Source organism: Aliivibrio logei (assembly GCF_001691055.1).
In the GTDB taxonomy this organism is placed as follows: domain Bacteria; phylum Pseudomonadota; class Gammaproteobacteria; order Enterobacterales; family Vibrionaceae; genus Aliivibrio; species Aliivibrio salmonicida.
In genome coordinates, this window is sequence record NZ_MAJU01000004.1 from 480,377 (window position 1) to 499,897 (window position 19,521).

General features: G+C 38.8%; 20 protein-coding genes. 2 read left to right on the forward strand and 18 right to left on the reverse strand.

What is annotated here, in order from left to right:
• Positions 1–30: 30 nt before the first annotated feature.
• Together pfkB and fruB are read right to left on the reverse strand one after the other, a co-directional pair.
• Positions 31–1,008, reverse strand: a complete 978-nt coding sequence (pfkB, locus tag A6E04_RS02395; protein ID WP_065609728.1) for a 1-phosphofructokinase — start codon at positions 1,006–1,008, stop codon at positions 31–33.
• A gap of 3 nt (positions 1,009–1,011) precedes the next feature.
• Positions 1,012–2,148, reverse strand: coding sequence for a fused PTS fructose transporter subunit IIA/HPr protein (gene fruB, locus A6E04_RS02400; RefSeq protein WP_065609730.1), 1,137 nt, complete (start codon positions 2,146–2,148; stop codon positions 1,012–1,014).
• A gap of 270 nt (positions 2,149–2,418) precedes the next feature.
• Between fruB and cra the strand changes: the two genes are divergently transcribed.
• On the forward strand, positions 2,419–3,396 hold the full coding sequence (cra, locus tag A6E04_RS02405) for a catabolite repressor/activator (RefSeq protein WP_065609732.1): 978 nt from the start codon (positions 2,419–2,421) through the stop codon (positions 3,394–3,396).
• 99 nt (positions 3,397–3,495) lie between these two features.
• Here cra and A6E04_RS02410 read toward each other — a convergent pair whose 3' ends face one another.
• The 11 genes from A6E04_RS02410 to A6E04_RS02460 all read right to left on the reverse strand — a co-directional run bounded on the left by A6E04_RS02410 (position 3,496) and on the right by A6E04_RS02460 (position 12,607).
• Positions 3,496–3,891: a hypothetical protein gene (locus A6E04_RS02410; RefSeq protein WP_083198880.1), complete on the reverse strand. Its 396-nt coding sequence runs from the start codon at positions 3,889–3,891 to the stop codon at positions 3,496–3,498.
• Positions 3,892–4,302 (reverse strand): hypothetical protein, encoded by a 411-nt coding sequence (locus tag A6E04_RS02415; protein WP_065609734.1) that lies wholly within the window; start codon positions 4,300–4,302, stop codon positions 3,892–3,894.
• 3 nt (positions 4,303–4,305) lie between these two features.
• Positions 4,306–4,632 (reverse strand): hypothetical protein, encoded by a 327-nt coding sequence (locus A6E04_RS02420; protein WP_065609736.1) that lies wholly within the window; start codon positions 4,630–4,632, stop codon positions 4,306–4,308.
• A gap of 1 nt (position 4,633) precedes the next feature.
• On the reverse strand, positions 4,634–5,848 hold the full coding sequence (locus A6E04_RS02425; protein WP_065609738.1) for a hypothetical protein: 1,215 nt from the start codon (positions 5,846–5,848) through the stop codon (positions 4,634–4,636).
• The gene (locus tag A6E04_RS02430) at positions 5,845–6,681 is read right to left on the reverse strand and encodes a DUF4123 domain-containing protein (protein ID WP_065609740.1); all 837 of its coding nucleotides are present in this window, start codon (positions 6,679–6,681) and stop codon (positions 5,845–5,847) included. Before A6E04_RS02430 ends, A6E04_RS02425 begins: the two co-directional genes overlap by 4 nt.
• Entirely contained in the window at positions 6,660–8,753 is a 2,094-nt protein-coding gene (tssI, locus tag A6E04_RS02435) for a type VI secretion system tip protein TssI/VgrG (protein WP_065609743.1), read from the reverse strand. The genes A6E04_RS02430 and tssI overlap by 22 nt, the downstream gene beginning before the upstream one ends.
• Before the next feature lie 139 nt (positions 8,754–8,892).
• Positions 8,893–9,411 (reverse strand): Hcp family type VI secretion system effector, encoded by a 519-nt coding sequence (locus A6E04_RS02440; protein ID WP_017021666.1) that lies wholly within the window; start codon positions 9,409–9,411, stop codon positions 8,893–8,895.
• Positions 9,412–9,644: 233 nt separating this feature from the next.
• Complete coding sequence (locus A6E04_RS02445) at positions 9,645–10,271, reverse strand: alpha-ketoglutarate-dependent dioxygenase AlkB family protein (protein WP_065609745.1); 627 nt, start codon at positions 10,269–10,271, stop codon at positions 9,645–9,647.
• A 63-nt stretch (positions 10,272–10,334) separates the two neighbouring features.
• A complete protein-coding gene (locus A6E04_RS02450; RefSeq protein ID WP_023602878.1) occupies positions 10,335–10,949 on the reverse strand; it encodes a nitroreductase family protein in 615 nt (204 codons plus the stop codon).
• 33 nt (positions 10,950–10,982) lie between these two features.
• Positions 10,983–11,507, reverse strand: coding sequence for a YybH family protein (locus tag A6E04_RS02455; RefSeq protein ID WP_023602877.1), 525 nt, complete (start codon positions 11,505–11,507; stop codon positions 10,983–10,985).
• A 116-nt stretch (positions 11,508–11,623) separates the two neighbouring features.
• On the reverse strand, positions 11,624–12,607 hold the full coding sequence (locus A6E04_RS02460; RefSeq protein ID WP_065609747.1) for a zinc-binding alcohol dehydrogenase family protein: 984 nt from the start codon (positions 12,605–12,607) through the stop codon (positions 11,624–11,626).
• A gap of 162 nt (positions 12,608–12,769) precedes the next feature.
• On the opposite strand from A6E04_RS02460, the gene A6E04_RS02465 reads away from it, so the two are divergent.
• The gene (locus A6E04_RS02465) at positions 12,770–13,669 is read left to right on the forward strand and encodes a LysR family transcriptional regulator (protein WP_065609749.1); all 900 of its coding nucleotides are present in this window, start codon (positions 12,770–12,772) and stop codon (positions 13,667–13,669) included.
• Between the two features lie 56 nt (positions 13,670–13,725).
• Here the strand turns inward: A6E04_RS02465 and A6E04_RS02470 are convergent, their stop codons facing one another.
• The 5 genes from A6E04_RS02470 to cyoB all read right to left on the reverse strand — a co-directional run bounded on the left by A6E04_RS02470 (position 13,726) and on the right by cyoB (position 19,513).
• Positions 13,726–15,519, reverse strand: coding sequence for an ABC transporter ATP-binding protein/permease (locus A6E04_RS02470; protein WP_065609751.1), 1,794 nt, complete (start codon positions 15,517–15,519; stop codon positions 13,726–13,728).
• 142 nt (positions 15,520–15,661) lie between these two features.
• Positions 15,662–16,534 carry a heme o synthase gene (gene cyoE / locus A6E04_RS02475; protein ID WP_023602873.1) on the reverse strand — a complete coding sequence of 291 codons (873 nt, stop codon included), beginning with the start codon at positions 16,532–16,534 and terminating at the stop codon, positions 15,662–15,664.
• 9 nt (positions 16,535–16,543) lie between these two features.
• The gene (gene cyoD / locus A6E04_RS02480) at positions 16,544–16,873 is read right to left on the reverse strand and encodes a cytochrome o ubiquinol oxidase subunit IV (protein WP_023602872.1); all 330 of its coding nucleotides are present in this window, start codon (positions 16,871–16,873) and stop codon (positions 16,544–16,546) included.
• Positions 16,873–17,481: a cytochrome o ubiquinol oxidase subunit III gene (cyoC, locus tag A6E04_RS02485; RefSeq protein WP_065609753.1), complete on the reverse strand. Its 609-nt coding sequence runs from the start codon at positions 17,479–17,481 to the stop codon at positions 16,873–16,875. Before cyoC ends, cyoD begins: the two co-directional genes overlap by 1 nt.
• Complete coding sequence (cyoB, locus tag A6E04_RS02490; RefSeq protein WP_065609755.1) at positions 17,471–19,513, reverse strand: cytochrome o ubiquinol oxidase subunit I; 2,043 nt, start codon at positions 19,511–19,513, stop codon at positions 17,471–17,473. Before cyoB ends, cyoC begins: the two co-directional genes overlap by 11 nt.
• Positions 19,514–19,521: the final 8 nt, after the last annotated feature.

Here is a 19,521-nt window from a genome sequence, read left to right on the forward strand (position 1 = left end):
ATTCTGTCCTTAATCTATGACTAAACGCGGTTACACGTTTGAAGAAATAGGGTTGTGTAGGGTTACTTGTTGTTGTAATTCTTTTACGTCTTCGACATTAGGTACACCAACGCCAACCTGCGATACAGCTAAAGCTGACAGAGCGGTAGCAAACGATAATATTTGAGCACGTTCCCACTGATTAACATGTCCCCAACACAAACCGGCAACTAACGTATCACCCGCACCAACGGTACTAACAACGTTCATTTTCGGTGGTTGAGAGTAGATCCATGACGCATCAGATTCTTCATTTCCCCCCAGCCACATCACGCCTTTTGAGCCCAGTGACACGACAACATTCTCAATACCTTTATCAGCAAGATCTTGAGCCGCTTGTTGACACGCTTCGGGTGTATTTAATTCACGTCCAACAAATTCAGACAATTCTTCATCGTTCGGTTTAATCAACCACGGATGAGCATCTAAACCCGCCGCTAATGCAGCACGACTGCTATCAAACATCACTTTCTTGCCCAGTTGATGCAATTTTTCAATCCATGTTGCACACAACTCAGGAGAAACACCTTGTGGTAAACTCCCTGCAAGCACAAAAAACTCATGCGTTTTTGCTAGCTCAAATAAACGTGATTCAAATTCAGCAATCGCTTGTTCTGATACGTCGACACCAGGGAAATTGATGTCACTCACTCGGCCATCTTGCTCAACAAGTTTCACGTTAATGCGTGTTGCACCATCAACACGAACAAATTGATCGTTTGCGTTCATTTCTTCAAATAATTGACAGAACAGCTCTTCATTATCACGACCAAGAAAACCGGTAACAGTAACTTCAGCACCTAAATCAGACAGCACTTTTGCCACGTTAACGCCTTTCCCTGCTGCATGAAGTGAGCCTTTACTCACTAAACTTACAGAACCGATAGATAACGCATCTACGCTACCCGTTAAATCCAAAGCAGGGTTTAGCGTGATAGTAACCACTTTGTTTTTTTGAATAGACGTCATTAATTAACCCTCGCCCAAACCAGATTCGATGGCAGCACCAATACCCACTAGTGCTTCTTTTGCATCAACGCCATCCGCCGTAAATTGCAGTTCATGGCCGTGCTTCACACCTAACGCAATCACTTTCATTAAGCTTTTTGCATTTGCTGATTTACCATCCCCATTAAGATTTAATACTGTAATTTTTGATTCGTATTTCTTCGCTTCAGATACAAGCATCGCTCCTGGACGAGCATGCAAGCCATGTGCATTCTTTATTGTAAATACTGCTGTGTTATCCGCGCTTACTTCCGCAACGATTTCTTCAGAAGAGGTTGCGAACATAGCTAATAACTGCTCAGAATTAGCAGATAATAATTGATCTTGTTTCTGTTCAAACACCATTTTACTAATAATCGATAAAAACGATTTGTGTGAGGCATTACAAGACGCAATAGCAATTAACCCTTTCACCGCTAATCCATTAAACTCACACCCATTAGCAGTCGTCACAATCGACATACCAGAGCGTTTAACGCCTTTGTCAGTACTCACTAACCACAAACCATTACCTAAGTGAGTCGGCTCTTTTGTTACTAACTCTGCAACAAATTTATTTTCAGCATTACCGCTGTTTCTTAATAAACCACCGGCAACCGCACTCATTTGAATCATGTCACTTGCCGGAAAAAGCAATTGAATTAATGACGCATCAAAATCGGCTTCAAACTGAACTTCACCATTAAGCAAAGCAATAATATCGGCTTCGCTTTTCGCTTGTTTCAGTTTTTCTTCAACACCATCTGCCGAAAGCACTTTCGTCAGTTGCTTTAAGATACCTAAATGTTCATCTGATTTAGCAGCAATACCAATCGCGACATAAACCACATTGCCATCGCCCCAATTAACGCCTTGAGGAAAGTGGTGAACAGCAACGCCTGTTTTGTTTACTAGTTCACGGGTATCTGTTGTGCCGTGTGGGATGGCAATACCATTACCCAAAAACGTTGAATTTTGTTGTTCACGGTTTAGCATGCCTTCTACATACTTTTCAGCAACTAATCCTTTCTCTGTTAATTGCTTTGCGATTGCCTTGATGGCTGTTGTTTTATCCGCTGCCGCTTGTTGCAACGTAATGTCATTCTTTGTCAGTGTCAGCATGGGTCTTCGCCTCTCGCTTAATGTATCAAATCAATATGGGTTGCTTTATATTTTGCTGAATCGTTTCAGCAAAACATTAAAAAAAAGTTCAGCAAATATTTCCTATTCAAAAATAAGTCATAAGAATAAAAATAGCGCAAATGTCACGCTTTTCAAATTTGCTGAATCCTTTCAGCTTTTATACTGAAACGATTCAGCATATAATTCAACCCATAAAATGATTGGATCTAAATTTATATGATCCGACCCACAGAATTAAGGATCTTCACCATGACATTAGATCAAATAGCCAAACTTGCTGGAGTTTCTAAAACCACTGCAAGCTATGTCATTAATGGTAAAGCGCAAAAATACCGCATCAGTGAGAAGACGCAGCTCAAAGTAATGGCTGTCGTTGATGAACATAATTATCGCCCAGATCATGCCGCTTCAGCTTTACGTGCCGGCAGCAGTCGCTCATTTGGATTAATTATTCCTGATCTTGAAAACACCAGTTACGCAAAATTAGCAAAGCTATTGGAGTTCAATTCTCGTAAAGCTGGCTATCAAATTTTAATTGGCTGTTCAGATGATGACCCTGAAACGGAAATGAACGTCGCACATACGTTAATCAGCCGTCGTATCGATGCTTTATTTGTAGCCAGTTGTTTGGTAGATGGCAGCGACTACTATTTAAAGATACAAGAACGAGGCACTCCAATCATCGCAATTGACCGTTCATTAGATGATGAGCACTTTTGTTGTGTAATTAGTGAAGATTTTGATGCGGCGTATGAATTAACTCAATCGGTGATTAACGAGAACGTAAAATCAATTGGTTTAATTGGTGCTTTACCTGACTTAAATATTTCTCGCCAACGTCATTCTGGTTTTGACGCCAAAGTGACAGAAAAAGGACTCTCAAGTATCACCGGTTATGGTGAGCACTTTAATAGTGAGTCAGGCAAAGCGATATTTGAGCAGTGGATAAAAGAAGGTACAATTCCAGATGCAATTATTACCACCTCGTATATTTTGCTTGAGGGTATATTGGATGTACTTATTGAGAAGCCAGAGTTGATGGGAACCGTAAAACTCGCTACCTTTGGTGATAATCGTCTACTGGATTTTTTACCGATTAAAGTTAACTCTCTACCACAACAATTCGAACTGATTGCAGACAGTGCATTAGCGTTAGGCTTAAATGCTTCGGCAAAACGTTATCAAGCAGGAATTGAGTTAATTCCAAGGAAGATTGTTATTCGTTGATAATTATACTGGTTGTTGCGGCAGCCAGTATTTACGACTCCTCCAAGTTTTAGTCCCTTACTGAATTTCATCGATTGTTTATCCAACTCGGGATCACTGTTAATAAATATAATTAAGAAATTTAGCCAAAAAGCCAAAAATAAAGACCCCTAACCAACTCCATATACCGCTCGCATTCCACCACATAAAGACTTTAAATTTCTTTGAGTCTGTTGATGCTCTTTTTCTAATAAATGGATAAGCAATACAATAATCAATGAATCGACTACCAACATCCCAAGATGCTTGGTATTGAGGTCGCATATACCCATTTCTGTCATAATATTTATCAAGATCTTTTGCTAATTGCTTATCAATAAAAATAATATGTTTAAAGCTCCCTAAGGAAATTGTAGGTAATATTATAATCGCGCTCACAGCCCAAGCCATAGCTAAAGCAGCAAAAAAAACAGCAGGAATCATTATCAAAAATTCAAACCACATCACATCCAACATTTATTCCATCACCCATTCATATATGTCATAAGCAAGATCTCCACCAGCCTTACCCGCACTACCACCGATACCGCCACCAACAGAACCTCCGGCGATGGCACCAGTAATAGCAGCAACAGCAAGTACAGGAGCTGAGGCTGTAACGCCAATAAATAAAGCAATACCAGAAACAACTACGACCCCAAGTCCAGCACCTACAGAACCAGCTTTTATTCCTCCAACGGCCCCACCAACAAACCCAGCGACTTCACGAGTCGTTGTCTTACCACAATCACCAGAGCTATCAACCTTACACGCCTGATAAATATTATCAATTGCACTATTCGCACCAATCAATAAACCTACATATCCCAACCCTCTAGAGGCTAAAATACCTATCGCTATATTTCCAATACGTTTCAAACGACGCATAACTTACGCATAAATATAAGCAACGATCACCACAATAAAAAACACCCAATTCAGCCACATAAATAAATCAAACGTAATTTTTTTATTTTTCCTTCTATGTCTAATGAATGGATATACAAGACAAAAATAAGAAAATAAACCACCAGCACCAATGCTTACCATTGATATATAATGCTTCTTTTTAAAAGATTCAGACTCTTTTGCCAAATCATCTACTAATTGGTTTATATGTTTTTTATCTCCTAGGCTATAAATAATCAAATGATACCCAAATGGAAATATCCATATTAACGCAAACAAAGCTATATATGACACTATGTTTTCAATCATTTTAAATACCTTTTAAAACGCCGTCAATTGCGAATGAATTAAATCGACTATCAAGTATGTATTCCTCTATTTCATCATTAGCAATAGATTCAATTTTTGAATCTATATTATTTAAAATGCTTTCCAATGGTGATAGTTTATATAAATGTTTAACAGCAGATTTCGATATTCCTGAAGAGATAGTGCCACCAAAGAATGCAGCACCGCCAACGATGACCATAACAATAGGAGCAGAAGCAATGCTAAAAAATGTAATTATACTACCAGCAGCAACACCAACGGTACCACCAACCCAACCACCAACAACACCACCAGTTTCAATGACCGTACTTCGAACGCATGATTCAAGACCCTCACAGTCTTGAGTTACGTTATATACACCACTCATTACACTCAATCCTACAGCTACATTACCAGCAGATTCTGCATGTTTAACCCATTTAGCCGTATTAGCAATACGCTTACCTAACTCACTAACACTACCTTCCTTCAATATTTCATCAGCATTATGGATAAGAGACTTTGTTGAATTAACCCCTAAGGTCTTCTTAATACTTTTATTCACTGGAATATTAAGTGTTTTCTGAGTTAATTTATCTAACTGTTTATCCAATATTTCTTTTAATGTTTGGCGCTGCTGCGTAAAACTAGAACGGTCAAGCTTTTTAGATAACATATTCAGGTATAGTTCATCCAACTTAGCTAATGTTGAAGATACATTTTCCAAATTCTTTTTCATTGCAGGAGCTACGGTTCCGATAGCGGTTCCCATATACGAAAAACCATCCGTTGGCATACCTGCATTCCAATATTCAATCAATTTGTTTTCAATAACTTCGAAATAAGTTTGATGAACTTGTAATTGTTCTTCCGTCAGTTTACATAGCCCTTCACTTGCAACCCTACATTCTTCTTTTAATACTATTAGTTTATCAATATCCTCTTTCTTAACTGGCTCCATTGTTAATAAGATAATCATTTCACCCTGGCGAACAGGCTCATTCAAGTGAGTATTATACTTTTGAATAAGGGCTTTATGTTTATCCAATGTTTTTTCTGTATATAGGCCAGAAAATAACTCTTCTTGCGTTTGGGTTTTATCTGCCTGCATCCAGCCTAGATAAAAAATCTCAGTCTGACATACTGGCGTCCCTTCACCGCTTACCACGTAATCATTTCCATTGCTGAATTTTTCATCAGGTAAAGTAATCTTCATGATATTAGCTCCTGATTTTTCACTTGTTGATGAATTCCTTTTATCCGCTCAGTTAATGAGATGTCATTTTTCTCTAACTTTATGCTCATCCATTGAGGCTCTTTTTCTAAGCAACCCGTGTCAATTCTCATGCGTAAATAGCCTTCGTATTCTTGTGCCATTGTTGGATTGTATTTATCCGCATCTAAAAGAATATCCATCGCTTGATGTGGTGGTGGTAAAATCGGTTGATATTGATGAGATATATCTTCTAATAACTGGGACTTTCTAATCTCATCCATTAAAGCAAGCTGCGTATTATCAATTACGATTGAATGCATCTCTTCCACTTGAGTGCTAGGTACAGTATTTTGAAATACAAACCAAGAGCCATATTGATGCCATTGAATAGATAACATCCCATTAAACATTTGAGAGAGCTGTTGTGGCTTTAATGCGATTAACACACTTGATATCACCCTAGGATCAAAAAATCGTAATGTCGCTTTATTTCCCGATTCTTTAATAAAGGTATAAGCATATAAAGCCTGCTGCTGAAACGCTTTAAAATCGAGAGAAGATGAAAATAAACTCCCTGATGGCTGTGCAATAAACCGATTCAAAAAATCATCATGACTTTCATTACCCGTTAATTTGATAATAATTGGGCTGCGCGCTTTTAACTCATGGCCTAACAGATAATCCCATTCAAGAACTGGATTTTGTTGGTAAACATACACTAACAGATCATCAAATAGGCTAGGTTCAATAATAGCGTATCTATGACTGGTCATTGCTTGATATTCAAGGTGTCTGACTATTGAATATTCATCTAGTTTGCATGTACGGAGCATATTCCTTCTCCATCACAATGACACTCTTCAACAATTGCACTTCCTGTAGTGACTTGCTGCTGATAATTGGCAACTTCTAACACTTCACCATCATAAGATGTCGCATTCACAGCATTAGAAACTTCTCCAGCCAGCTCAACCTCTTTTCCCATAGGCAATACTGCTGCTTTTCCTGCATAACCGCTGCCACTTCCTGCGCTACCGCCGGAGTTAAGATTGATAGCCGAGCCAATTAAGTGCACACCCGCAGGGTCTATCTTTACAACACTGCCACCAGCTTTGATGGTAATTTCAGTTCCTGCCTCTATAACAATTTTCTGACCTGCTTTGACATGTAATTCTGAACCAATATCCTCAAGTTTTTTCTTACCCACTTTAAGGTGTTGAGAACCATTTGTTTGATGGTGGTCATTACCTTTAATCGTTATAAACTGGTTACCGTCAATCGTCATATTCTTGTTGTTTTTTATCTCTTTAAACTGATTGTTATGTATTACTTCATGATCATCATTGAATATTTCGATCGTTCTATCGTTCTTAATTTGAACATCAACATCTTTTCCGGCGTGAAGGTAGATTTGTTCATTATCTTTTTTGTCTTCAAAGCGTAATTCATTAAAGTTATCTCCTCCAATAGAACTTGATGTCTTAAACGTACTGCGCGTTTTATGCTCAGGTAATGCGTAAGGGGGTTTGTTCTCTCCATTATAAAGAGAGCCTGTAATTATCGGTTTATCGGGATCACCATGAATAAAGCTGACGATAACCTCGTGCCCTATTCTTGGTAAGATAAATTGACCGTATTGATTGCCTGCCCAACCTTGCGATGCTCTTAACCAACAACTGGTCTTTTCATTTGCTTGCCCATTTCTATCCCAATGAAATTGAACCTTAACTCGACCATGCTCATCACAATAGATCTCTTCGTTCTTAGGCCCAGTAACAATGGCGGTATCTACGTTATGGATTAATGGTTTACTTTGAGGTTGGAGTTTAAAAGGTTGGATCCAAGGTATGCAGTGAAAATTGGCATAGTATTCAAACGCACCATCAGCCAACTCTTCGAGTACTTGCGGCTGCTTACCAACGTGATAAACCTTCGTTAACAACCATAAATCATTCCATTCTGGATTAGGGTGTTCTTGAATCGGTTGAAAATACCCTACGGTTAATTGAGCGCAATCACTCTTTCCTATAAGTTCAATATTCTCAACTCTATGCTGCAGTAAATTCAAAGCCGCTTGTTTGTTTGATGAACCTTGATCCGTAGGATATTGATAGTGCTCTAATGCTAATTCAGACGCATGATTCTCTGCCTCATCAACGTGAGCCTCTTCAATAAAATAGTAGGACGGTGTATGGAAATTAAAATCACGAACAGAAGTCTTACCAACACCAATCTTTTTCTTTTTGATCAATGATGTAATGGTATTACCGTCTTTAGTCATTCCGTTATCAGCAACAACACATAAGGGATCAAGCTCAATATGGATCTCTTGGCCATCAGAGATAATCAGCATTGAACCGTCTTCATTATGTTCAAAAAATGAGGTTAATCCTTCTTCTGCCATTAAGCGGTGAATAAATGAAAAATCAGATTCACCATATTGAACACAGTATTCACGGGGTTCATGTGCATTAAAAAGATCTATCTCATATTGGTGGCTTAAAATACCAGCCTGGTGGTATACCTCTTTAATAATATCTAACACGGTTTTATTTTGAAATATTTGAAAATTGGTTCGATATTTTAAAAGAGAAAAGACAGGGACAAGAGTCAATTTATACGAGCTATAACGACAAGACGTCGTTAATTGTTCTATGGATTCAACCACGCCATGAACATAACGAGGAAGGCGTTCTTTTGCATTATTATTTTGATAATGTAGTACTAATCGCGCGGGAAGTTGAAGCCATGTACCTAAGTTAAGAGCCGGATCTTCGCATACAAATGTCACATCAAACGAGTAAGCATCACCAAGACTCTCTTGCCCTTCAAATTCATACACTTGTAATAATATATCGATAGTAGCCACATCGAGTTCAAATTTGGCTTGATTAGCACCCTGCATAATTGTCCTTTTGTTTCGTCCTGAAACACTGCTGATACATTACTGCTTTTATTTATATCTAAACGCAAAAAATGGGAGAGCCAATATCATAAACAGCTAGGGGCGTTTACGGTATCGACTCTCCCAAAAATGCGAGTTACTACGCTTTCATTGCTGTACGCCAGTCATCATTACCTGAAGTACCAGAGACTTCATGTGTCCAATCAATCGCACGGTACGTCATAAATACGTCTTCTAGATGAGTGAAATGTGCTTGGCTTGGATCTTGACAGTTTGGCATTGATGCGGTGATATCAACGATAATCGCGTCATGCAAAACAGTAGTGAAATAATGCTCTTGAGTACCCGTTGCAGAAGTGCGATACCATTTGATTTCTACCTTTGGTAATCTTTCACCAGACGTTAATGCGTTATACATTAGTGGTGATGCTTTATCGAATACCTTAGTAATACGTACAGGCTTATGCACACGTTGACCCGTTGGTTGGCCAGATTGTGGATCTCGAGGCAATAGCACTTGATGTTCAAAACCTTGAACTAGCACTTCATCTTCATGCCCTTCTTGGTAAATATTACCTACTGAATCTTCAGTAAATGTACCGGCAGTGATCAGTCCTTGTTTTTCGCCTTCGATGCGCATATAAGCTGGGGTTGGCATACTATCTTCCTTTTAAAATAAATAAGTAAATGATTCACAATGCTTATAGCGAAAGGTGTGCCATTTTTATTTATGTTAAAAATCAAATAGATAAATAATTCACTCTGTTAATCGCCCCTTTATATTCTTGAAAAGCAATCAAACCATTTTTAAAAACAATCAAACTAAATTTCATGCCATTTAAAATAGAATTTCATACCTATAATTGTATTTAAGAGGCAATTCACACTAATTTAGTTGCTATCATTTTTACCTAAAGATCGAAACGTTAGATTAATACGCGCGCTCATGGCACGCTTTGTTTTAGGGATCGCGTGTTTCCAGTGATCTTGTAAACAACCGTCCATTAGCACTAACGAGTTATTTTTTAAATCGATACTAATATTTTTATATTTATGTTGATTATGCTTAACTAAAAACCGTCGGGTTTCCCCTAAACTGTACGAAGCAATCGCGGGGTTTTTACCTAAAATCGCTTCATCATCCGCATGATAACCAACCCCATCGTTTTCATTTCGATATAAATTAGCCAATACGCAATTGAATTTATATCCAGTCTCTTTCTCAATTTTATTTTTTAACACCATAAGTTGAGATGTAAAAGGGACCGCTTTTGTTAACGCTTGATAGCCTCCATTTGCAACGACACCGTACTCTCCATACCAGCACGTTAATCGCGGTTGTTTATACTCTTTGCCAAACAACGTAATCGTTTCTTCTTTCCAGTCACTGTTGATTTGTAATTCATTAAACAGATTCGTTGCTTCATCTTCACTTAAAAAATTGTCCCAATAGGTAATATTCCCATCATTATTCAACAGAGTTAGGGGCGTATTTTCAAAATCAAATGGCAACAACATAAGTATCTCCAATAAAAAAAGCAAACCGATTCAATTTGCTCTTTTTATTATAATCATCAATAGCTATAAAATAGTAAGAACTTCGTCCAATGGACGTCTTAATTTTTGTGCCCAGTTATCTTCAATCGCATAACCGACGGTTATCAACATCGTTGGTACTGAATTATCTGATAATCCAAACGCCTTTTTTACCCCTTCGGGATCAAAACCAATCATTGGACAAGATGATAACCCCATGCCTTCAGCCGCAAGCATCAATGTCATTCCCGCTAGCGACGCCGAACGTATCGCTTCATCTCGCTGAAAGATAGAATTATTGGTATACATATTTGAAGCTGCATTAACCCAACCATCAACAATCCCGGATGAAATAATCCCTTTCTCCAGAGAAGGCGCTAACGAATGAGCCAATAATTCTTGTGGATGTAAAGTACCGCAAACAATAAAAGTCACCGACGACTCTTCTATTTTTTGTTGCCCATAAGCAAGCGCCTTTAGCTTCACTTTTGCGTCTTTACTTTGAACAGCAACAAACTCCCAATTCTGTAAGTTAAAAGCCGAAGGTGCTTTTGTTGTTAACGTCATCAACGTAATAATCTGCTCTTTAGTCAGCGATTTACTCGGATCATAATTATTGATTGAACGTCGATTATTTATAATGTCAGTTATATTTTTCATATCTATAATTCCTTATAATTAAAGTGCTGAGTACTAGCTTTCACCCTGAACAGGATCTGTATTAAATGCATATACTGCAATTTTCCATTCACCATTAACCTTTCTCATTACAAAAATCTCTCTATTCAAATCAATTAATGTATGTTGGTTATCCAATTCGGTAACCACCGCACCTCGATGATGATGCGTTCTCACATAAGCACTATCACCTTTTACATTTATGCTATCAAAGGCAAAATCTGTTTCAAATTTTTCATTCTGAAATAAATTACTATATTGATTAAAGCGTTTTTCAGTCGTATCAGCTGTGCGCTTACCATTCCATTGAGAATAACTTTCTGGTGCAAATAATTCGAGAATCGTTTTTGTATCTCCCGAATTCAATGCAGTTTGGTATTGAATTACCGTATCGTATACACGATTTTGTTCTTTTGTAAGGTTATTTAAGTCCACTTCTGCTGGTGATATTTGATGAGTATTTGGTTGAAATTCAGTTTTCGCATAAGTGATAGGAGATAGCACAAGTAAAGCACTAAGTATTAATGTTTGTTTTTTCATTTCATTTACCTTCTTAATGGTGTTTAAAGCCCATTTAATTAGACTTCAAACACGTAAATATTTGGTTATACATCAAAGTTCACATCTTAAATAAGACGCGAACGAGTGATAATTAATTAGTGTTTCACCACAATTTTACCGACCGTTTTATTGCTATCCATTAGAGCGTGCGCCTCTTGGATGTCTTTTGCTTCAAACACAGCAGACGTAATGTCGGGCATTTGACCTGTATATACTTGATCTGCAATCCAATTTAATGGCGATTCATCAAGGGGTAATGCTTCTGTTCCTAGCATTCCACTTTGGAAGAAGCTCAACTTAATCGAGCTTGGTAAGTCACTCATTAATCCAAAATTTTCAATGACTGGTGAACCACCCAATAAACCAACGACCGTCACTTCACCCCAAGATCGCAGTGCTTTCATCGTATCTTTCACCGTTGATGCACCCACCACGTCTAATGCTTTATCTATGCCTTGTGGATACAGCGTTCTCACTGTTTCAGCAATATCACCCTCATCAATCACGACGTGATCCGCCCCGAGGTCTGTCAAACGCTTTACATGACTCGCTTGACGAGTAGTGGCGATAACCGTTAACCCACGCGCTTTGGCATACACTAATCCCGCCAAACCTAATCCTGATGTCGCACCTCGAATTAATAACGTTTCACCCGATTGCACATTCAATGTTTTATCCAACGCTCCCCAAATAGTTAAATATAATTGTGGTAATGACGCCAATTGAACAAAACCAATATCACTCGCAATACGCTGCACATTGCCTTTATTTACAGTAATAATTTCAGCATAGCTGCCATGTCGAGAAAACATCATTCCGCCCATTGCCGTCACCACTTTATCACCGGGTTTAAAGGTATTCGAAGGGTCTTCAATCACCTCTCCTGCGGCTTCAATACCAGGTGCTTGTTCTGCGTTAATTTGACCAAACGCGCCATTGCGGTAATACGTTTCTGCTTTGTTTAAGCCAAATGCCTTTACGCGGATTTTCACTTCACCAAGCGCGGTAGTTGGCTCAGTCACGTTACGAATGTCTAGAACTTCAGAGCCACCGGCTTGCGTTACGATAATTGCTTTCATTTTTTTATTCCTATTCAATTAATAATTTGTCTGTCTCGTTTCGATGTAGAGACTATAACCAGACTGAATAGAAAAAATTAGAGGGCGTTTTAGGAATGACTTTTCCAATTATCGTGGTAATGTTAATTTAATTGCCACGATAAATAACATGGATACTATCGAATGGATCTCAACTCTTTGAATATATTTGTAAATGTAGTTCAACACGGTTCTTTCTCTGCGGCTTCTAAAATTATGAATATTCCAGTAGCTACAGTTAGTCGACGAGTCAGTGAATTAGAAACCCAGTTAGATCAACAATTACTGATACGAACAACTCGAAAATTATCTGTTACCCACGTTGGCCAATTGCTTTATCAGCGCGCCTCTTCAGGGCTAAATGAAATATTTGATGCCGAACAAGCCATCAATGAAGAGCAAGAATATCTAAAAGGTCAATTGCGTATCTCTATCCCACCAGCTCTTTATGTTTTTGACGACATGTTCCATCAATTCAATAATACCTACCCATTAATTCAATTGGATATTTTCAGTACGGTTCGTAAAACAGATTTTATTGATGATGACGTAGATATTGTTATTCGCGTGGGAAAAGTGAATTATCAATCGGCCATTGCGAGGCATTTAGGTAAGTACCGTCACGTGATGGTTTGCTCACAAAAATTCCTCAATAAATACGGCATCCCAAAAGATCCTACGGCACTTGCTAACTTACCAATTGCCGCATGGCGATTTGGACATGGTCCTATAACTTGGCAGCTAGGTGAGCATTGCATTGAAATTACCCCTAAATTTTCATCCAGTGATTATGTTCATTCCCTCTCAGCTATTCGCACTGGTGAAATGCTAGGAGAATTACCCCCAATGCTTGCGAATCCACTGCTGAGATCTGGCGAATTTGTTGAAGTGCTTGCCGAATATCCTTTACCTGAAGTGGATTTACACATCATCTACCCTTCAAGGAAGCACTTATCTCGCTTAAGTAAAGTGTTCATCGATGACTTTATTCAGTTTTGTCGTACCCATCAAAAAGGCGACTCTCTGTTTAATATTTCACTGTAGATATAAACTAAAATCCGTTATTGCAACAAAACCAAACTATCCAGAACTCAAGTTAACTAATGCGTATTCTTAAATTGTAACTTCACCAAACGTTGGTACAAATCGCAACTGTTTAGTAACGATTGATGATCCCCAACATCAACCAATTGTCCTTTATCTAATACTGCTATTTGATCGGCATGTTGAATAGTCGAAAGGCGGTGGGCAATAATTAACGTAGTTCTACCCTGCATTAACGCCTCTAAAGCTTGTTGCACATGCTGTTCACTCTCACTATCTAATGCGCTGGTCGCTTCATCAAGTAATAATATATTAGGATCTTTTAGAATGGCTCTTGCGATAGCAATACGTTGTCGTTGACCACCAGAAAGTCTTACCCCTCGCTCTCCCAGAAAACTGCTGTACCCTTCAGGTAAATTCATGATGAACTCATGCGCATGTGCCTTTTTAGCCGCCTCAATAATTTGTTCATCTGTAGCATGTGGATTACCATAACGAATATTGTGGAAAACATCATGACTAAACAGTGCAGGCTGTTGTGGTACAAGTGCCATTTGTTTACGAAGTTCTTGTGGGTCAAATTGACGAATGTCGACACCACCGAGTGTTACCCGACCTGATTGTGGATCATAAAAGCGTTGTAATAATTCAAACAGCGTCGTTTTACCTGCACCAGAAGGACCAACAATCGCAAGAACTTTGCCTTCTTGTGCTTTCAATACTAAATCATCAACTGCAGCTTGATCGGGCCTTGAAGGATAATTAAAAATAACATTCTCAAATACAACGTCAGAAGAAAGTGATTGAGGGGACATCATATTTTGACTAGGAGCCACAATATGGCTTTCTACTTGGAGTATTTCAATCAGCCTTTCTGTTGCGCCTGCTGCTCGTTGCAATTCACCTAAAACCTCTGAGATATTCGCCAATGAAGAAGCAACTATGATGGCATAAAAAACAAAGGCACCTAAATCACCAGCCGACATAGAACCGTTAATCACATCGCTACCACCGACCCAAAGCATGCCAGTTATCGCACTAAAAACAATCACAATGACACCTGAGATCAAGATAGCACGCTGTTTTACACGTTGACGTCCAATTTCGAATGCTTTTTCTACTTCATAAGAGAACGATTTTCTTTCTTGCGCTTCGTAACTGTAACTTTGAACCGTTTTAATGTGCTCTATCGCCTCCCCCGCATAACTTCCAACATCGGCCATTGAATCTTGGCTTTTGCGTGATAAAGCTCTCACACGACGCCCATAGACAAGTATTGGTATAAGAATGAATGGTACAGCGACTAATACAATCAATGTTAGTTTTATGTTGGTCGTAAATAACATAATCATTGCACCAACACACATTAATGCACTGCGCATCGCCATCGAAAATGAAGACCCAATGATACTCTGTAGCAAAGTCGTATCAGTAGTGATGCGTGACATAATGTCGCCACTGCCATTGATTTCAAAATAACTGGGATGCAAGGTAATCACATGATTAAATACCGCAAGTCTAATATCAGCACTGACTCGCTCTCCCACTGAAGACACTAAATAGAATCGAAAAAAAGTGCCAATTGAAATCAGCACTGTTATCGCAAGAATAAATTGGATCGCACTTTTTAACTCTTGTATCGATTGTTGAGAAAATCCTTCGTCAATCAGGATTCGTACACCATGGCCTACAGATAAAGTCAGTGAAGCGGTACATATTAACGCGACCAGTGCTGCAGCGACTTTCCCTTTATAAGGATGAATAAACGTCATTAGCTCGAATAAAATACCTAGATTTTTACCTTTGGAATAAGATTGAGCGGTACCATTTGGCGTAAATTGAGTTTTCATAAACACACCTTGCGTTTACCCACTTCAATTGAAGTGAGTATTGAAATTGAATCTTTTGCTCAATTATTAGTAAGAAAAGGGACAATTTTAGGACTATCATTCAGCGATTAGGATCTCAATGAATGAATAGTTAACCCATTGATTAAAATGTAATACTGAAAGGAAGTAACTCAATGCCCAACACAGTACTAAAAGCGGTAATCACCAATAATGAGGTCTTAAATACCGATTTAGACCATTGAACATAGTTAGACTCATCCATATTTCTGTACGTCACTTTAAACCAACCATAACAAGAGATCGCAACAACGGCTAAATACTCATACCCAGTATGTCCAAAAGCATATAAGCCAAGTGCAACAACAGAAAAAACCAGCACATAAATCATAATATGTTGACGTGCTTTTTGAATGCCTTTTACCAATGGCAGTACCGGAATATTGGCTTGTTGGTAATCTTTCATTCTAAACATCGCAATGGCATAAGAATGCGGCATTTGCCATAAACAGAATAAACCAAACAGCAACACGGCTTCTAAACTGAGGTAGTTAGTCACCGCTAAATAACCAACTAACGGTGGGATCGCCCCCGATACACTGCCAACAAGTGTGCCGTATACCGAGGTACGTTTGTACCACATAGTGTAAAAGAATACGTAGAATACATAACCTAACAATACCATGACCGCCGACAAAGGATTGGCCATTTTATACAATAAGCCCGTTCCAATCAGTAGCATTATAATCGCAAATAAAAAAGCGAACTCTATATTAATTGAACCTGTCACTATTGCTCGATTACGAGTGCGCGACATTTTAGCATCGATATCTCGATCAAAAATATTATTCACTACACAACCTGACGCAATAACTAAAGCAACGCCTAACATAGTATAAATAAGCAATGACAGAGTAATTGATTCAGATTTAGCCGCTAGAAAATAACCGGCTAATACCGAAATTAAGTTACCCATTATAATGCCGGGCTTGGTCAGTGATACGTATTCTTTAAACATATCCGCGCCCTACATCATCATATTGTTATTAAGGTTCCACATGATCCAAATAGAACCTGCAATCACAATAAACACAATAACGGCAGTAAACACAAAAGACAGCATATTAAAGCGCCCTTTTTCTGTGCTATCCATGTGAAGGAAATAAAATAAATGTACCACTAACTGTGCTATTGCTGAGAGAATCAAAACAACAATAGTCACCTCACGAGATAAAACCCCAGTGTAGGCAAAGTAAAATGGGATCATAGTTAAGATAAGAGAAGCAATAAAACCAGTAATATAACCTTTTGCCCCTAAATCTAGGTGATCACTGCCCGATACAGATTGATTAGCCATTAGATAACCCCCAACAAATACACAATCGTAAACACACAAATCCATACAATATCTAAGAAATGCCAGAATAAACTTAGGCAATAAAAGCGCCCTTTCATCAAGTCATTCAAACCTTTGGTACTTAGTTGGAAGTAACACACACTTAACCAAATCAAACCGAAAGTAACATGTAAACCGTGAGTCCCCACTAGGGTAAAGAAGGCCGATAAAAACGCACTACGCTGTGGTCCAAACCCTTCTCTAATCAAGTGATTAAACTCATACACTTCCATTGAAATAAAACCTAAACCAAGCAGCGCTGTAATTAATAACCAACGTTTTAAGCCTGCCAGATCTTCGCGTTTCATTGCAATAATACCGAAACCAAACGTAATACTACTAAGCAGTAATAACATGGTTTCAACGAACACAAATGGCAGTTCAAAAATGTCTTTTCCGCTTGGCCCACCGGCAGTGGCGTTAACAAGCACTGCATAAGTGGCAAATAAAGAGCCAAACAAAATGCAGTCGCTCATTAAGTAAATCCAAAAACCATATTGCTTCATTTCATTCGCATCGTGATGATCATGATCATCATGTTTATGCTCAGCCGTTGGATTAGCGTACATAATCTACCTCCATATCTTCATCATCGGCATGTGTATTTTGTTGTTTTGCTTTTCTTAATTTGGCTTTATTGGCTTCTTCAATTGCCTTAATTTCTTCAACTGATACGTAATAATCACGATCTTCATCAAAACTATGAACAATCGCGGTAACAATAATTCCGACAAAACCAATAGCCGCTAACCACCAAATATACCAAATCATTGCGAAACCAAAAATCAGAGACAGACCCGAGATGTAAATACCCGTCGCCGTATTTTTTGGCATATGGATTGGAGAATATTCTTCTTCAGTACGTAATGTAAATTCAACACCCGCTTCACCGCGTTGTTTTTGATACCAAAATGCATCAATTTCATCACCTTTCGGGATTTTCGCAAAATTATAAAACGGCGGTGGAGACGACGTTGACCATTCTAGAGTTCGAGCATCCCAAGGGTCACCGGTTAAATCTAGATTTTTTTCACGGTCTCGAATACTAACAATGTATTGAGTTACCTGACACGCAACACCACAGAAGATAACAAAAGTACCAAATGCAGCCACAGCAAGCAGTGGGAAATATTCAGGGTCGATGTGTTGGCTCAAACGACGAGTCATTCCCATAAAGCCCAGCGCATAAAGAGGTAAAAACGCCAATAAGAAACCGATGATCCAGCACCAAAATGCACGTTTACCCCATGTTTCATTTAACTTAAAGCCTGTCGCTTTCGGGAACCAATAACTAACACCAGCGAAACAACCAAAGACGACACCACCGATAATCACATTATGGAAGTGAGCAATCAGAAACACACTGTTATGTAATACATAGTCAGCACCAGGAACGGCCATTAATACCCCGGTCATTCCACCAACAGTAAAGGTAATGAAGAAACCAATCGTCCATAGCATTGGTGAAGTAAACTCCACACGCCCACGGTACATGGTAAATAACCAGTTAAAAATCTTAACCCCTGTCGGTATCGAGATTATCATAGTGGCAATACCAAAGAAGGCGTTCACATTCGCACCAGAGCCCATGGTAAAGAAGTGATGTAACCACACAACAAATGCAAGAATGGTAATAACCACCGTCGCCCACACCAGTGAAGTGTAACCAAACAACTTCTTACGGGAGAACGTAGCCACAACCTCAGAATACACACCAAATATTGGCAAAATAAGAATATAAACTTCTGGGTGTCCCCATGCCCAAATTAAATTAATGTACATCATCATGTTACCGCCCATGTCATTGGTAAAGAAATGGGTACCGATGTAACGATCCAAGGTAAGTAACGCAATGGTCACTGTTAATATTGGAAAAGAGATAATAATCAATACGTTGGCACACAATGATGCCCAAGTAAATACTGGCATTTTCATCATAGGCATAGAAGGCGCACGCATACGCATAATCGTGGTAAAAAAGTTCACTCCAGAAAGCGTTGTACCTATACCAGATATCTGAAGAGCCCAAATCCAGTAATCAACTCCGGTTCCTGGGCTTGCTTTAATACCCGAAAGAGGTGGATACGCCAGCCAACCAGTACGTGCAAATTCACCCACACCTAAAGATAGATTGGTTAAGATCACACCTACCACAAATAACCAAAAACTTAAGTTATTTAAATATGGAAATGCAACATCACGTGCACCTATCTGCAGCGGTACCACTATATTCATTAAGCCAATGATCATAGGCATCGCTACGAAAAAAATCATAATCACGCCATGGGCACTAAAGATCTGATCATAATGTTCAGGGGGCAAATACCCCGCTTCACCAGCAGAAGATAATAATTGCTGGCTCCGCATCATAATGGCATCCGAGAAACCACGAATGAGCATAATTAAGGCCACTGCAATATACATGAAACCAATTTTCTTATGGTCAACCGAGGTGAACCACTCCGACCATAAATATTGCCATTTACCATAATAAGTAATGGCTGAAACAACGCTAAGTCCCACAATAGCGATTACCGCTAAAGTCACCACGATAATTGGTTCATGGTATGGTACGCTGCCGAGAGAAAGTCTTCCTAACATACTAATTT

Bases quoted from the DNA above. Each gene is read 5' to 3' on its own strand.
- pfkB (WP_065609728.1), bottom strand. From the start codon at position 1,008: ATGACGTCTATTCAAAAAAACAAAGTGGTTACTATCACGCTAAACCCT.
- fruB (WP_065609730.1), bottom strand. From the start codon at position 2,148: ATGCTGACACTGACAAAGAATGACATTACGTTGCAACAAGCGGCAGCG.
- cra (WP_065609732.1), top strand. From the start codon at position 2,419: ATGACATTAGATCAAATAGCCAAACTTGCTGGAGTTTCTAAAACCACT.
- A6E04_RS02410 (WP_083198880.1), bottom strand. From the start codon at position 3,891: ATGTTGGATGTGATGTGGTTTGAATTTTTGATAATGATTCCTGCTGTT.
- A6E04_RS02415 (WP_065609734.1), bottom strand. From the start codon at position 4,302: ATGCGTCGTTTGAAACGTATTGGAAATATAGCGATAGGTATTTTAGCC.
- A6E04_RS02420 (WP_065609736.1), bottom strand. From the start codon at position 4,632: ATGATTGAAAACATAGTGTCATATATAGCTTTGTTTGCGTTAATATGG.
- A6E04_RS02425 (WP_065609738.1), bottom strand. From the start codon at position 5,848: ATGAAGATTACTTTACCTGATGAAAAATTCAGCAATGGAAATGATTAC.
- A6E04_RS02430 (WP_065609740.1), bottom strand. From the start codon at position 6,681: ATGCTCCGTACATGCAAACTAGATGAATATTCAATAGTCAGACACCTT.
- tssI (WP_065609743.1), bottom strand. From the start codon at position 8,753: ATGCAGGGTGCTAATCAAGCCAAATTTGAACTCGATGTGGCTACTATC.
- A6E04_RS02440 (WP_017021666.1), bottom strand. From the start codon at position 9,411: ATGCCAACCCCAGCTTATATGCGCATCGAAGGCGAAAAACAAGGACTG.
- A6E04_RS02445 (WP_065609745.1), bottom strand. From the start codon at position 10,271: ATGTTGTTGCCATTTGATTTTGAAAATACGCCCCTAACTCTGTTGAAT.
- A6E04_RS02450 (WP_023602878.1), bottom strand. From the start codon at position 10,949: ATGAAAAATATAACTGACATTATAAATAATCGACGTTCAATCAATAAT.
- A6E04_RS02455 (WP_023602877.1), bottom strand. From the start codon at position 11,507: ATGAAAAAACAAACATTAATACTTAGTGCTTTACTTGTGCTATCTCCT.
- A6E04_RS02460 (WP_065609747.1), bottom strand. From the start codon at position 12,607: ATGAAAGCAATTATCGTAACGCAAGCCGGTGGCTCTGAAGTTCTAGAC.
- A6E04_RS02465 (WP_065609749.1), top strand. From the start codon at position 12,770: ATGGATCTCAACTCTTTGAATATATTTGTAAATGTAGTTCAACACGGT.
- A6E04_RS02470 (WP_065609751.1), bottom strand. From the start codon at position 15,519: ATGAAAACTCAATTTACGCCAAATGGTACCGCTCAATCTTATTCCAAA.
- cyoE (WP_023602873.1), bottom strand. From the start codon at position 16,534: ATGTTTAAAGAATACGTATCACTGACCAAGCCCGGCATTATAATGGGT.
- cyoD (WP_023602872.1), bottom strand. From the start codon at position 16,873: ATGGCTAATCAATCTGTATCGGGCAGTGATCACCTAGATTTAGGGGCA.
- cyoC (WP_065609753.1), bottom strand. From the start codon at position 17,481: ATGTACGCTAATCCAACGGCTGAGCATAAACATGATGATCATGATCAT.
- cyoB (WP_065609755.1), bottom strand. From the start codon at position 19,513: ATGTTAGGAAGACTTTCTCTCGGCAGCGTACCATACCATGAACCAATT.